15 protein-coding genes are annotated in these 14557 nt (G+C 63.8%); 3 read left to right on the top strand and 12 right to left on the bottom strand.

Going from position 1 to position 14557, the window contains the following annotated elements; all coding sequences use genetic code 11:
- Positions 1-138: 138 nt before the first annotated feature.
- Together AC1TQG_RS05815 and AC1TQG_RS05810 are read left to right on the top strand one after the other, a co-directional pair.
- A complete protein-coding gene (locus AC1TQG_RS05815) occupies positions 139-1254 on the top strand; it encodes an alpha/beta hydrolase (RefSeq protein WP_482135982.1) in 1116 nt (371 codons plus the stop codon).
- Positions 1255-1348: 94 nt separating this feature from the next.
- A complete protein-coding gene (locus AC1TQG_RS05810) occupies positions 1349-1915 on the top strand; it encodes a hypothetical protein (protein WP_482135981.1) in 567 nt (188 codons plus the stop codon).
- A gap of 40 nt (positions 1916-1955) precedes the next feature.
- Here the strand turns inward: AC1TQG_RS05810 and AC1TQG_RS05805 are convergent, their stop codons facing one another.
- The 12 genes from AC1TQG_RS05805 to AC1TQG_RS05750 form a co-directional block, all read right to left on the bottom strand.
- Entirely contained in the window at positions 1956-2360 is a 405-nt protein-coding gene (locus AC1TQG_RS05805) for a YchJ family protein (protein WP_482135980.1), read from the bottom strand.
- 25 nt (positions 2361-2385) lie between these two features.
- Positions 2386-3201, bottom strand: a complete 816-nt coding sequence (locus AC1TQG_RS05800) for an MBL fold metallo-hydrolase (RefSeq protein ID WP_482135979.1) — start codon at positions 3199-3201, stop codon at positions 2386-2388.
- A gap of 63 nt (positions 3202-3264) precedes the next feature.
- Entirely contained in the window at positions 3265-4458 is a 1194-nt protein-coding gene (locus AC1TQG_RS05795) for a hemerythrin domain-containing protein (RefSeq protein WP_482135978.1), read from the bottom strand.
- 29 nt (positions 4459-4487) lie between these two features.
- Positions 4488-5150, bottom strand: a complete 663-nt coding sequence (locus tag AC1TQG_RS05790; protein WP_482135977.1) for a TetR/AcrR family transcriptional regulator — start codon at positions 5148-5150, stop codon at positions 4488-4490.
- Between the two features lie 65 nt (positions 5151-5215).
- Complete coding sequence (locus tag AC1TQG_RS05785) at positions 5216-5779, bottom strand: hypothetical protein (protein ID WP_482135976.1); 564 nt, start codon at positions 5777-5779, stop codon at positions 5216-5218.
- Between the two features lie 56 nt (positions 5780-5835).
- Positions 5836-6855, bottom strand: coding sequence for an LLM class flavin-dependent oxidoreductase (locus AC1TQG_RS05780; protein WP_482135975.1), 1020 nt, complete (start codon positions 6853-6855; stop codon positions 5836-5838).
- Between the two features lie 67 nt (positions 6856-6922).
- Entirely contained in the window at positions 6923-7987 is a 1065-nt protein-coding gene (locus AC1TQG_RS05775; RefSeq protein WP_482135974.1) for an MsnO8 family LLM class oxidoreductase, read from the bottom strand.
- 104 nt (positions 7988-8091) lie between these two features.
- Positions 8092-8985 (bottom strand): polysaccharide deacetylase family protein, encoded by an 894-nt coding sequence (locus AC1TQG_RS05770; RefSeq protein WP_482135973.1) that lies wholly within the window; start codon positions 8983-8985, stop codon positions 8092-8094.
- The gene (speB, locus tag AC1TQG_RS05765) at positions 8982-9956 is read right to left on the bottom strand and encodes an agmatinase (protein ID WP_482135972.1); all 975 of its coding nucleotides are present in this window, start codon (positions 9954-9956) and stop codon (positions 8982-8984) included. Before speB ends, AC1TQG_RS05770 begins: the two co-directional genes overlap by 4 nt.
- Before the next feature lie 41 nt (positions 9957-9997).
- A complete protein-coding gene (locus tag AC1TQG_RS05760) occupies positions 9998-10792 on the bottom strand; it encodes an SDR family NAD(P)-dependent oxidoreductase (RefSeq protein WP_482135971.1) in 795 nt (264 codons plus the stop codon).
- A gap of 2 nt (positions 10793-10794) precedes the next feature.
- On the bottom strand, positions 10795-11502 hold the full coding sequence (locus AC1TQG_RS05755) for an SDR family NAD(P)-dependent oxidoreductase (RefSeq protein ID WP_482135970.1): 708 nt from the start codon (positions 11500-11502) through the stop codon (positions 10795-10797).
- Positions 11499-12974 (bottom strand): APC family permease, encoded by a 1476-nt coding sequence (locus AC1TQG_RS05750; RefSeq protein ID WP_482135969.1) that lies wholly within the window; start codon positions 12972-12974, stop codon positions 11499-11501. Before AC1TQG_RS05750 ends, AC1TQG_RS05755 begins: the two co-directional genes overlap by 4 nt.
- Before the next feature lie 172 nt (positions 12975-13146).
- Between AC1TQG_RS05750 and AC1TQG_RS05745 the strand changes: the two genes are divergently transcribed.
- Entirely contained in the window at positions 13147-14556 is a 1410-nt protein-coding gene (locus AC1TQG_RS05745; protein WP_482135968.1) for a PucR family transcriptional regulator, read from the top strand.
- The last annotated feature ends 1 nt before the right edge of the window (position 14557 follow it).

The following is a 14557-nucleotide window of genomic DNA, read 5'->3' as shown; positions in this document are numbered from 1 at the left end:
ACGTCCCTGTGAACTCGAAATATGGCTCCTGAGCCCCCCTCGATGTTTTCGGCCGATTATCACAGCCTGATTCAGTTCGGATCTCGGTGCCGGCGCGACGACCACAATCTGTGACCATCCGCCCATAGGATGGATGGCATGGTGATGGCTGATCGTCCCGATGTGAAGACAGCGTCCAAGCCGGTGACTGCTCTGGCCGTGATGGGTCTGGCGGATAGCATGCTGAACGGGCTGGCCAAGGTGCCTTTCCGGCGGCCGTGGGAGGGGCCTGGCGGTTTGCTCGACAACCTTGGCCAATCGGTCACCCGGCAGGCCGTCCGTTCGTTCATGGGTTACTCGATGGGGCTACCGATCGAGGAGTTCCGGTCGATGGAGAAAATTCTCGACGATATCTGCCGGGTGGTGGTGCCGCCGTTCGTCGAGGCCACCGACAGCGTCGAGATCACTGACGACACGATCGGAGGAATCGAAGGAATCTGGTGCCGGGCGAAGGCCAGCACCGACGCCTACGTCGATGAAACCGACGACAAACAGGCGATCGGCGCGACCATCCTCTACCTCCATGGCGGTGGATACATCGGTACTTCACCGATCATGTATGCCGCATTTGCCTCATCGTTGGTGCGGATAACCGGAGCCGAAGTCTTCATCGCCGACTATCGGATGGCCCCCGAGTTCCCATTCCCTGCCGGCATGCTCGACGCCGCGGACGTCTATCGGGGACTCCTCGACCGTGGTGTCGAGGCGGAGCACCTCGTTGTCGCCGGTGACTCCGGCGGAGGTGGATTGACAACATCCCTGATCTCGCATCTCCACCGGCAGGATCTGCCCGCTCCGGCCGCGATCGCATTGTTTTCCCCTGAGGTCGATTTTGACTTCGACCACCCGTCGATCACCGAAAACGCGCAGCTCGACATCCTGCCCTGGAACCTGCCGGCCGCGCCGTACCTGCAGGGCGTCCAGCCGAACGACGAACGGGTCTCCGCGGTGTACGCCGCCGCCGATCCGGCGTGGTTCCCGCCGACATTTGTGTGTTGGGGCGCTGACGAGATGTTCCGCGATGGCATCCGGGAGTTCGTCGCCAACCTCGAGGGTGCAGGCGTGCGGGTACACGCGATGGAGGAACGTGGGATGTTCCACGTCTTCCCGATTCTCATGCCGTGGGCCGAATCATCCAGACGCGTGTTCAGGGCGATTTACGAACTGTCCCGCCGCCACGTCACACCCGATCCGGACGCTGAACAGACACATTGAGCGGATTCGCCGCGCGGATTGTGATATCTAGCTAGGGTTTACGATCGAAATGATTATTCACGATCCTACGTAAAGGCATGCGATGCTTCGTAACGTGCTCGCAAGAACCGTGCTCACTCTCGCGACTGTGGCTGCGACCGCTCTTGCGGCTCCCGCGCTCGTCAATGCGAAACCCGCTGAACCCGGTGTCGTCCCGGCAATAGGAATTGCCCAGGGGATCGGGTACTCCGTCCAGGTCAGCGGCAATTCCATCACCTACACGGCCACCGATGTGCCGCGGGTGCCGCTCATCGGGTCGATCACATTGCCGGGCTCTTGTACCACCGCTGTGGTCGACGCGGTTCGAGCGGCGCCGGTCGTCGGCCCGGTGTTGCTCGAGTACATCCTGGGTAACCCTGACATCGATGTTCTTGCCTTGCTGCAGGAACTCGAAGACTCTGGTGCGATCACTGCGATTTACCTGCTGCGAGGTGCCAACAGTGAAAACGTGGTGTCCGGGACTTTCGAGGACATCCCCAACGGGGTTTATGCGGTGGTGAGCGTCTGCAACCTGAATCCCAACCTGCTCGGTGTAACCGGCGCGCTTGTCCTCGGCGCGGGGTGGGGGTCGGGCTCCACCAGTGGTGGCGGGTCATCGATCGGTTCGTCCACAGGATCCTGATCACCGTCGGTTCATCGAAAATCGCTCAGTCCGTCACGGTTCAGTCGGTGACGACGCCGTCGACGTACACCCAGCGTCCGTCGAGTCGCTCGAACCGGCTGTGCTCGTGCAGGGTTCCGGCGCCGTCGCCCTTGATCCGGTAGAACGCGGTGAAGGTGACTTCGCCGACGGAGTCGAAAAGCGAACCCTTGCTTGTGGATTCGATGTCGAGGCGACGCCAGCGCATGGACTCGTCGAGGTCCAGCGAATCGGGCCGGGTTCGCGGGTGCCAGCTGTGCAAGAGATAGTCGCGCTCACCGACCGCGAAGGCGGAGAAGCGCGAACGCATCAGTGCTTCGGCGGTGGGGGCCTGCCGGTCACCGGCCAAGATGGGTCCGCAGCAGTCTTCCCACGTCAGACCACTGGTACAGGGACAGCGGCGGGTACCGGCAGATGAAGGGGCCACCGGATGAGGATAGCGACGCGACCGTCTACCTGGGTGCGCGAACCAAGCGACCGATGATGTCGCCGTCGGCGCCGGGCCGTGCTCCCACAGTGGAGAGTTCCGACGCAACGTGATCGATCGACCGATGGTGATGACTCAGGTGCACCCCGACAACTTCCGTCAGGTCGTGGACGGCAGCGCAGGCACGCAGGGCAGTGATCGTCTTGAGTGCGTCGTCGAGTGTGTGATGGCCGGGGGAGTGGGGTGTATCCCCGAACGTGGTGTCGAGAAAGACCGCGTCATAGCGCGCACCGGTGTTCTCGGAGAACCAGTCGTCTGGCAGCGGACCGGTATCGGTGGCCCACAGGAGCCGTGAACCGTCCGGACCCGTGACGTCGTACAGCACGCAGTCGCCGTCGCGGTAGACGTGGTGGTTCGCTGCCAGCGCCCGGATCTCATAGCCGGAGAGCATGATTCGATCACCGGCAGCGACCGTCCGTAAAGTGACCGGATCGTTCGGTCCGATCCAGTCTCTTGCTCGATCGAGTGCATCAACCGGACCCACCAGGTCGATCGGTCCGGCACCGGTAATCCATGATCGGAACAACAACGCCTGCGGTCCAAAATGATCCGGGTGGTCGTGTGTGATCAGGATGGTGCGGACATCCGCAAGCGTGCGTCCGAGTCGGCTGGCGGCAGCAGGTGCCTCCGGTCCGCAATCGATCAGGAGTGTGTTGTCGACAAGGGCCGCCGTCTGCCCACGGATGTCACCACGACGCAACGCGGAGATGCAGGAATCGCACCGGCAAAACGCATTCGGCCATCCGTCGGCGGCACCGGATCCGAGCAGGACGGTCTCCATCAACTGACGCTCTCACCGGGTCCGGCCATGGAAGGAAGCCTACCGAGACCACAGATCTGAGCGTCAGGTGTCCCGGGCGGCTGCGTGAACCTCGCTGCCGACGGTCTGCCGCTGCAGCGCTGTGAGGTTTTGAAGCATGTGCGGCCGCATGTCGGTGTGGTGTGGGAAGAGCCGGGAATAGAGCCAGATCAGTGGTCGCGCGGGCAGCACGGTGATTTGGTAGGAGTGCGTGACCAGCGTTCCGTTGCCATCGGGCGTGAACGTGTACGACCAGGTGGTCGAGTCGTGCCGGGTCCGGTCGATGCGCTCGGGAATCGTGCGGAACGTGAACTCGCCGCCGGGTTCGGCAGCGACGATCTCGCAGACCCGGGACCAGCGCGCGTACCGGAACTTGTTGTGTCCGCGGAACCGAGCTCCCACCGCCTGAGGCTGTGAACCGGGAAGCCATGTGCACGAGCGGCATTCGGGGCTTCGTCCACCGATGTTGGTGACGTCGGCGACGGCGTCGTACAGAACTCCCGGCTCGGCGTCGATGTGCAGGCTCACCGTGCCATCGGTGCGAAACCTGCGGTCAGCGCGTTGCGGTCGCGGGGTGACGTCTACGTTCGGCCCCCACCGCGCGGTACACGCGCGCCGGTACGGACGGGCAAACCCGTGGAGCACGATAAAACGTACAACCGGGGGCACGAGATCGACGACGAGGTCGTACCGTTCCTGATCGAGACCGTCGATGAGCCAGTGTCCCTCGATCCCCAGTTCGCGCTTGCTCTTTGGTGCGATGTTCGTCGCCTGGTCCCACTCGTCGAACTCGGCACGGGTGAGAGTGCGCGAGACGATCGGCATCATCTCGTCCTCCTCCCGACGCAAGTGTGGGAGGAGTTCGTTCTCGAGCGCCTCGACCGAAGACGCAAGCTCCGGCAGTGCCCAGTCGTAAGCGCGGTATTTCGTGGCGGCTGCGGCCAAGCGATCGATCGCCGGAGAGACTCGCGCATGGTCGGCCTCCATCTGATCGAGCAGCGGACCGGCGTCGGGGTTGCGCTGCCGGATCAGCGGCCACAACCCGTCCTCGGCAGTGTGATGCCGGTGCAGGAACCCGGCCATCCAGATCAGGTGGTCGGCAATTGCCGTCCGCTGGACGGAATCTGGCGAATGTTGTTGTCGAAGCGCGGTCTTCGTTCGGGTGATGTCTCGGCGCAGCGCGGCGTGCACGATGCTGTTGATCCGCGTGTCGGCGGGTGCGGTCGGATCGGTGTTCATCTTTCATGCCTTTCGGCGGGCCTGGCTTGTCACGCCGGGCGTGAAAACAGTTCCTCGATGCGGTCGGCAAGCCAGCTCTCGTACCGATCCCGGCTCCAACCGGAGTCGCGGACGAGCAGGTCGTGAACCGCGATGCTCGTGAGCATCCAGATCTCGTCGAATTCGGTGTCGCGGAGCTTGCGGCCCGCGATCAGGTGGCCACCGGCGGCAGTTTGCTCGCGGCGGCTTCGGTCGAGCGTGCCGAGAAGTTCGGCGAGGCGGTCGTCCGTCGCCGCACCCTGCCGCAGCGCGGCGTCCAGGCGGGACGTGCGTTCGTTGATGGCGCCCATCAACTCGGCCGCCGCACGGGCTCTGGTTCGAAGCGTGGGCCCGCGTCCGAGCGCGACGTATTCGGGTCGATCGGCCAATGCGACGGGTTCGTCGTCACCGGCGACCGCCACGTCCACAACAAGCTTCAACACTTCGGCCTTGGATCCGATTGTGGCGTAGATGGTTTCAATGGATACACCTGCGGTGCGCGCGATGAGCGACATGCTGGTGCCAACCCACCCGTTCGCGGCGAACAGCTCGTTGGCGGCCTGAAGAACGGCGGCCCGGGTTTGAGCCGCCTGTAAACGTCGCCGCGGGGATCGGTACGTACGTGTTGTTGGCGTTGTACCCACTGCCTCGGCGTCTTCCTTGGCGGTCGACACACGTCCAAATTACAACGGGTCTGTTTTCAATACAAGGCCTATGTAGCGAATTGTTTCGGCAGGGATCACCCTCCGTCCGCGAGCAGGGGTGCATCGAGCCACGTGCCCACGGCGGGTGCGTACAGGAGAGCACTACCGATCACCGCGAAACCGGCCATCACGAGCGGCAGAACTGAGATCACCCCGCCGACCACCTCATGGGCAGGCTCGGACACCAGCCAGTACTGGATCTCGACGGCCACCGCGAGTGCGGCGATGACGGCCAGTGCCGTGCGTCCAGAGTTGAGTCGGTCGCGGACCCGGATGAACCCGACGACCGCGATCGCCACGATCAACAATGCCACGGCTCCGTTGCCGATCAGGATGAAGTCCACTGTCTCGGCGGTGTCGTCGGGGTCGGTCGCGGGGTGCGCCGCGGTGAAGTGATCGGCCACCGCATCGTGCACTTCCACGTAGTCGAAGGCTGTCCCGGCGGCGGCGGCGGCCAACGTCGTCGCCGCGACAAGCCATACGACCGCGGCGGCGTCGACGAGGTGGGGTCGGTGGTCGGCGGCGGATACCTGTGGGGGCGCGATGCGGATCTCCGGCGGACCTCGCCGACCCGGCGGTTGTCGCCCGGGTTCGTCCATATCGCGATGGTACGTCGGGCAGCGCGTGTGCAGGCGGCCCTTTTTCGACCCGGTGGTCAGCGCCAGCCGAGTGCGGGCGCGACGTGTTCGAGGATCGATTCGATGACGTGGGCGTTGTAGTCGACGCCAAGCTGATTCGGCACGGTGAGCAGCAAGGTGTCGGCCGCGGCGATCGCCTCGTCCTCGCGGAGCTGCTCGATCAGTCGGTCCGGTTCGTCGGCGTAGCTGCGACCGAACCGGGCGATGCCTCCGTCGATGACACCGACTTGATCGGCGTCGTCGCCGCCACGACCGAAGTAGGCGCGGTCGCGGTCGTCGACGAGTGCAAAGATGCTGCGGCTCACAGATACTCGTGGCTCCCGCTCATGGCCGGCCTCTTTCCAGGTGTCGCGGAATCGCTCGATCTGCTCGGCCTGTAGCTGGTGGAAGGGGACACCGGTGTCCTCGGCCAGCAACGTCGAACTCATCAGGTTCATGCCCTGTTTCGCGGTCCATTCGGCGGTCGCGCGGCTACCCGCGCCCCACCAGATCCGGTCGCGCAGGCCCGGCGACTGCGGTTCGATACCGAGCGCACCGGGCGGATTCGGGAACATCGGCGACGGGTTGGGCTGGGCGAACTTGGCGCCGGAGATGACCTTGAGGAAGACGTCGGTGTGCTCGCGTGCCATGTCGGCGTCATTGGAGCCGTCGCCGGGTACGTAACCGAAGTAGTGGTAACCGTTGATCACCTGCTCGGGGGATCCGCGGCTGATTCCCAGCTGCAGTCGGCCTTCTGAAATGAGGTCGGCAGCGCCGGCATCTTCGGCCATGTACATCGGGTTCTCGTAGCGCATATCGATCACGCCGGTGCCGATCTCGATGCGATTTGTTTTTGCGCCAACCGCTGCGAGCAGCGGAAAAGGCGAGCCGAGTTGGCGGGCGAAGTGGTGCACACGGAAGTAGGCGCCGTCCGCTCCGAGTTCCTCGGCCGCAACCGCAAGATCGATGGATTGCAGGAGAGTGTCCGCGGCAGATCGCGTCTGTGAGCCCGGCGAGTCCGACCAATGCCCGAACGACAGAAATCCGATGTTCTTCATGACCATATAAATAGAACTGCGGTCCGTTTAATTCCCTGGCCTGCCGACACCGTGGGCGTGGGGGATTTCAATGAACGGCCTCCCCGGCAGCGTTGGTGGAACCGTGCCGTGGTGATAGGCCGAACGCCTGCGCGATGTAGTCATGGGACTGGCGCCGGGCGATGGGGTCGGCGATGAGGTCTTGGAGCATCACTTCATCGGCGCCGCTCTCCTCGGCCATCTGTTCCAGAGTTGCGCGCACGTCGTCAGGACCGCCGGCCACGAACCGGGGCCAGCTACCGTCGACGATGGTCGTGGGCTCGCTCTTCTCCGCATCGGTCATCTCCCGGACTGCCTCGTCAGCGGACGGAATGGTCACCGATCCCGCAGAGCGTCCGGCACGGCTCAGGCGTGCGTAGAACCCTTTCGCGGAGTTCGCGAGGTGTTCGCCGTCGGCCCTGGTTTCGCCGACGGTGACGTTGACGGCCAGGATCGCGCGCGGAGTGTCGAGCCCGAAGCCTTGGGCACGAAAGTTCTTGCGGTAGTGGCGTAGCGCAGGCGCTGCCTCGGTCGGGCGGATGAAACCGGCGAACGTGTAGCCGATACCAAGGCCTGCCGCCAGGTTCGAACCGTTCGGACTCGACCCGAGAAGCCAGGTCTGCGGGACCTCGGGTACCGACGGCATGAGCTGATGTCCGGCGAACGGGTGCTTGTCGGGAAAGGCGTCATACAGCCACGACAGGGTTTCGAGTACCTGTTGTTGGTGGTCGACGTGGGTCTGGTGTTCTCTGTTCTGCTGCAAGGCCATATCGATGACAGGACCTGCCGTCGCGCGACCCATGCCCAGGTCGATGCGCCCGGGGGCCATCGCTTCCAATTGCTGGAACATCTCCGCGACCTTGAATGGGCTGTAGTGGTTCATCAGTACGGCTCCGGAACCGAGCCGGATGTCGGAAGTCTGCGTCGCCGCGGCCGCGATCAGCAGTTCAGGGTGATGGGAGGCTCCCGAACGGCTCAGGTGGTGTTCGGCGAACCAGATGCGGTGGAAGCCTGAGCTTTCGGCGTGGCGGGCGGTCTCCAGAGAATCGGCCAGGGCCTGCTTCTCCGTGGTGCCGGGAGCAACAGTCCCCAAATCGACGATGGACAGCTTCACGGGCAGTCTCCTCTGTGTCGGCAGAATCGCCTTTCCCCACACTATGCGCAGACGAGCCCGCGCTTGAGCACAGCGATTCTGGAACGCGCCACAAAGGGGTCTGGCTAGGCGCCGGCTTCGGGTGTGCTGATCGGGGTGATCGTGCGCGGTGTCAGGTCCAATGTCCGCACGTGCTCGGCGATCTCGTGGAGTGGTGCTACCCAGACGTCGTCGCACGACTTCACGTGCGCCATCAGCTTCCCGAGTTGATGGGCCCGCGACGGTCGGCCGGACAGGAACGGGTGATTGGTCAGGACCCAGCAACCTCCCACTGCCCGCAGCCCTTCGAACTCGTCCTGCCAGAGTTCGCGCGCCTTGCGTGGGGTCTCGATCAAGCCTGATCCTGAGAGGTCGGGCAAGAAGCAGTACTGCTCCCAGTCGTCGAGGGCCCACTGGATCGGGATCTCGACGAGAGACTGATCTGATGTCGGCGTGATGGCCAGCTCGTAGGGATGATCGGCGTCCATCAGGCTCGAGTCGTACAGAAATCCTCGCTCGTGCAACAACTCCGGGGTGCGCCATGACAGGTCCCACATGGGCGCCCGATACCCGACGGGCCGGATACCGACGACCTCGGCCAGCGCGTCGAGTCCGCGATCGATGGCCTCGATCTCTTGCTCTTCGGTCAACGCGGTCGGCTGCTCGTGCAAGTACCCGTGGTGGGCGATTTCGTGGCCGGCGGCGGCGATGTCGCGCACGACATCCGGATATCGGTGCGCCGTGAAACCGGGTACGAAGAACGTCGATTGAATCGCATGTGTGTCGAGTAGATCGAGTAGCCGCCGAACGCCCACGAGGGGGCCGTAGGCCTGATGCGACATCACGCTCATGCGCGACGCGGCTGCGGGGTCTCCCCACAGCACCGCGGATTCGGCGTCGACGTCAAAGGTGAAGGCGGCCGCAGAAGTCTTGCCACCAGGCCACTGAACGGGCTCCGCGGCCGAATGCGATGGCGTCATCGCGAAACCCGCATCGCCATGATCGAGAGCAATTCATACGCGACATGCGAGGCCGCAACCGCGGTGATGTCAGCGTGATCGTAAGCCGGTGCAACCTCGACGATGTCGGCGCCGACGATGTTCAGGTCCTTCATGCCGCGCAGCACGTGGAGCAGTTCACGACTCGTCATGCCACCGGCCTCCGGTGTGCCGGTGCCCGGAGCAAACGCGGGGTCGAGCACATCGATGTCGACCGACACGTAGACGGGATGATCACCGACCCGCTCGAGGACACGGTTGAGGGCGTCGTCGATACCTCGGCGTTCGATGTCCCGGCAATGGACGATCGTGAAGCCGAGTTCGGCATCGTCGACCAGGTCCTGCCGGTCGTACAGCGAACCACGGATGCCGACGTGCGCGGAGTGTCCTTTGACGATCAGGTTCTGTTCGGAAGCGCGGCGAAACGGTGTGCCATGCGTGCAGGAAGCCCCGAAGTAGGTGTCCCAGGTGTCGAGGTGGGCATCGAAGTGCACGAGGGCAACGGGTCCGTGCACCGCGTGGACCGCCTGCAGAGCCGGTAACGCGATCGTGTGATCTCCGCCCAAGGTGAGCACGGGACGTCCGGTAGGACCGATCAAGTGCGACAGGGCGTTACGTGTCTCGTTGATCGCGGTCTCGATGTCGAAGGGATTCGCCGCGATGTCTCCGGCGTCGACCACCTGTGCGGAGCGGAACGGTTCGGCGTCGAGTGCGGGATTGAACGGTTTGAGCAGTCTGGAGGCTTCACGGATACTGCCCGGCCCGAATCGAGCTCCGGGGCGGTAGGTCACGCCGGAGTCGAACGGCACACCCACGACGGCGATGTCGTAATTCTCCATGTCTTCCATACGCGGTAGTCGCGCGAACGTGGACAGCCCCGCGTAGCGCGGTACTGCTGTTGCATCGACCTGCCCGACGGTGCCGGTGTCAAAGACGGTGTGCTTGTTGGTCATGGGGTCTCCAAAGTTCTGGGTGTATGAGATGTACGCACGACTCAGGCTCTGCTGCGGGTGGATCCGCCGTTGGCGCTGACGACCTGGCCGATCATCGCCGACATCGAGAAGTCGGTGAGCAGGGCCACGACGTCTGCGATTTCAGTCGGCGACCCTACCCGGCCGGCCGGAATGGACTGCGCGTACACGGATTTCATCTCGGTCACACTCAGTCCGGCCTCCCGTGCGTCGACTTCGAGCTGCGGTGTGTCGATCACCCCGGGGGCGACGGCATTGACGATGATGCCTTCCGGTGCCAGTTCGCGGCCAAGGGTTTTGGTCAAAGCGACCAGGCCGGCCTTTGATGCCGAGTACGCCGATGCGGCCGGCCAGCCGGTCAACCCCCACTCGCTGGTGACGATCACGATGCGGCCGGAGCCGGCCTCGCGCATGTGCGGCACCACTGCCTGGATGAGATGGAACGTGCCGCCGAGGTTGGTGTCGATGATGCGCCACCAATCATCGGGATCGTGATCGAGAAACGGTGCCATCGTCATGTACGCGTGATTGGCCACCAGGACGTCGATGGAGTCGCAGTGTCGGCGAAGCTCCTGCACCATCGCCGCGACGGCATCCGGGTCGGACAGGTCGCCGGGCGCCGAGATCCCGTTGATCTCGGCTGCCAGGGAATGTAATTCGTCTGTGTCGGCAACGTCGGACACCGCGACCAGGGCGCCTTCGGCGGCAAGTCGTCGACAGTGCACGCGACCCATGCCGCCCAGTGCGCCGGTGACGAGCGCGACCTTGCCCTGCAAGGATTTCCGGGATAGCCGGGGTGTCGGTGTTGAAGATGTCACCTTCAGATCACTGCTCCTGCATTGACGTTCAGGATCTCCCCGGCGCAGAAGGTCCCGCTCTCGACGAGAAACGCCGCGGCCAGCGCGACTTCGTGTGGCGATGTGAGTCTGCGTAGCGGCAGCGTCTGGAGGTACGGCTCGGCTCGCCACGGTGAGTCCGCGGCAAGCATCGGGGTATCCGTCGGTCCTGGCGCCACCGCGTTGACCCGGATTCCCTTCGGGGCCAGCTCGATGGCAAGACTGCGAACCAGCCCGATCAGCGCGCCTTTCGCGGCTGCGTAGTGCGCGTCCTCGTCGCCGCCGCCGATGGCGAGCTCACTCACGACCGCGACCAGCGATCCCGCACCCCTCTCAATCATTCCGGGAAGCACTGCGCGGGTGACGTTGGTAAAGCCACCGAGGTGAACCCGCAGCATGCGGTGCCAGGACTCCCGGTCGATGTCGGTGATCGGAATCATCTCGTAGTGGCCCGCGGCCGAAACCACCGCGCTGATCGGTCCCAGGTTCGACTCGATGGCCGCGATCGCGTCCGCGACGGCGGCGCTGTCGGAGACATCTGCGGTGGTGCTGTATGCGGCATCGGGGGCGTGGTCGCGGTCGAGACTTGCTACTGCCCAACCACTTTGGGTCAGTTCATCAACGACCGCGCGGCCGATGCCACTGGCACCACCGGTCACGAGCGCGACCGGACCCGCCTTTGGTGTGCTCACTGTGGGCTCCCGACGCCGATGTCTTCGTACGTGTCATCGAAGTCGAACGTGTCGTCGATCTCGCTGATACGTCGACGAATGGTTGCGAGCACCGCAACCCCGACGACGGCGAGAATGCCGGTTCCGATCCACACCGACCAGTCCAGGTAGCGATCCGGGTATGCCACCCGCGGCCACGCGATGTTGATGAATTGCAATATAACCCAGACTGTCGCAAAGACGGTCAGTGGTAAAGCGAACCGGCCCAACGTGAACGGCCCCGGGACGAACCTGCGGCGCAACTGCATCACAAGGACGCCGAGGAGCGGGAACAGGAAGGCCAGGTAGAAGCCGCCGGTGGTGAAGTTGACCATCAGTGTGTAGGTATCTTCGGCGACAATGCTAAGCAAGAACAGTGAGGCTCCGACCACTGTCGTGACGAAGACCGCGGACCGCGGAATCCGGGCATTTCCTTCAACGCGTGCAAGCACATTCGAGTAGGGGAGGGCATTGTCGCGGGCGTAGGCCCAGATGACGCGCGACGCCGACGTCTGCAACGCGAGGAAGCTCGCGACGAAACCGATGACAAAGAGAAGCTCGACGGGTTTGGCGGCGCCGCTGCCCAGGGCCGCGGTCAGGGTCGCCGAAACCGGGTCGCTCACCTCACCACTTGTCACCGCCTGCATGTCGGGGATTGCGAGGATGATTGCCAGCGCGGAGAACATCACGACGATGGCAATGAAGCACAGCGAGAAGATGACTGCCTTTGGCAGGTTCTTCCGCGGTTCGTGTACTTCTTCAGCAATCGCTCCGGCACTGTCGAAGCCGACAAAAGACCACCCGATGAACGCCACCGCCATCAGGAAGGGACCGGTCAGATAGGTGGTGAAGTCAGACCCGTCGCCGCCACCCTCGGTCAGCACCTCGAGTCCGTTGTTGCGGTGGAAGAACAGCAACCACACACCCAGGCCGACGGAACCGATCACCTCGGCGATGATGCTCGCGGTCATGAAGAGTTTGAGTGCTTTGCGTCCCGCCAAATTGATCACGGTGCCCGCCAACAAGATCGCCAGTGCGATGAGTGCCAGTGTGCCACTGCCCGGATCCTGGATCCCGGCGATGCCTGCGATGAAATTGGCGGCACCCAAAGCAACTGTTGCCATTGCGATGACAAGCGTCCACATGTAGGCCCAGCCGGCAAACCAGCCATATGTTGTCCCCATCAGCCGCCGCGACCACTGATAGATCGATCCTTCGATCGGCCATTTGGAGACAAGCATCGCGAAGATGATGGCGACCAACAGCTGGCCGCCGAACACGATTAGGAATCCCCACCAGAAGCTCGGGCCCGCGGTAGTCATTGCCAGTCCGAAGATTCCGTACAGAGCAACGATCGGGGAGATGAAGGCAAAGGCGAAGGCGAACGACGACCAGAGCGTGAACTCCCTGGCGAGGGTCTCGTCCCCGCATGCCTGAAGGGTTGTGTCTTCCATGCGGGTTCTCCTGTAGATGGCCTGTTGTTGGAGAAACCTTCACCCGAAGTCATCCTCTCCGCAATCGGGGGGAGCAACTCGCAAGTAACCCACTATGTGGAGTTGCCGGCTTTGTGTAAACATCCAACGCCTCGCAGTGTGGGGTCGACGGGAGGCGGTTACTGTCCTGTCCATGGGCGACGTAAGTGGTATCGGCAGCGAGCGCCCCATCGGGCCGACGATCGGCCGGCTGCTCAGTGAAGAAGCGTTGCGATTGATGCTGCACCCGGCCGCACAGGCGGACGTCGACCGGATGGTTCGATGGGTCCACGTCACCGAGCTCGCCGATCCCTCGGGTTATCTCCGCGGGGGTGAGCTGGTCTGCACCGTGGGCGCGATGCTCGATTCGGACGACGAGTTCACGCGATTTGTCGACGTGGTCTCGGCGCACGCGGCCGGAGTGTGTTTCGGGATCGGCGACGTACACACGACTGCTCCCGATGCGTTGGTCGCCGCCTGCAACAGGCTTGATCTGCCATTGATCCTGGCGCCTGCGGGTGCGCCGTTCAGCATGATCGGGGAGTTTCTCACCCAGTGGCAGCTCAAGTCCGAGGTGGATCTGCTGCACACCACCGAGCAGTTGATCACCCGGATGCTCGCTTCGCTGCGCGCGCGCGATTCGCTGCCGCACCTTCTCGAGCAGGCGGCGGCGGTGCTCGGCGGGAAACTGGAATTGCGGTTCGGTGAGCAAACCTGGACTGCCGGTTCCGGCCCGGCGTCGCCTGACCATGACGTACGCGCCGGCTCAGCTGATGTGGGCGAGCTCATCTGGTCCGGCGACGGTCGCGCTCCCGACCCGAGGTCGTTGAACCAGCTGACGATGTTTGTGCAGGCGGCGTTGCGTGGCCGCGACGTGGAGGCGGCACTGGCGCGAGAGCGTGTTGGGCAGCTTCTACTGCTCGTCGAGGACCGGCTCCTCAATCCGGCGGCATTCGTCCAGGTACTGGAAGTCAATTTTCCGGCGGAGTCGACCTATGTCGTGTCTGCCTGGCCTGGCGGCGCAGGCGCCGTCCTCGAGATGCAGGCCCCTGAGGGGATCGTGGGTGAATCGCCCGGGGTGGGGTTGATGGTCACCGCCCGTTCGGACAATCTCGAGGCCGTGGCATCAGCCGTCGGTCTGCCGTGTGGATATTCAGGCGAAGTGGCACTCCCTGACCTGGGTTTGGCGATCTCTCAGGCCCGTGCGGCCCTGGATCTCGCGGTCCGGCGAGGCGCGTCTGTCGGGCCAGATAATTTGGCGCGACTGGACAGCCTTCTCGAGCAGCAGTCGAGCATTCGCCTCAAACCCTTTGTGGACCAGCTGATTTACCCACTACTCGATGCCGACGAGAGTCGCGGAACCCAGCACATCCTGACTCTGCGGACATTCCTGGACAACGACGTATCCCTCAAGCGCACCGCGGAGGAACTGTTTTTGCACCCGAACACGGTCCGCCATCGACTTTCCCGCATCCATGCTCTCATCGGGATGGATCCGAACACACTCGCCGGTCAGATCGCGCTGACGGTCGGGTTATGGACACTGGACCGTCACGGTCGGTGAT

The sequence above is a fragment of the Williamsia sp. Y844 genome, from assembly GCF_056786475.1.
Note: the sequence above shows the minus strand (reverse complement) of the source record. Positions and strands in the feature narration are given on the sequence as shown.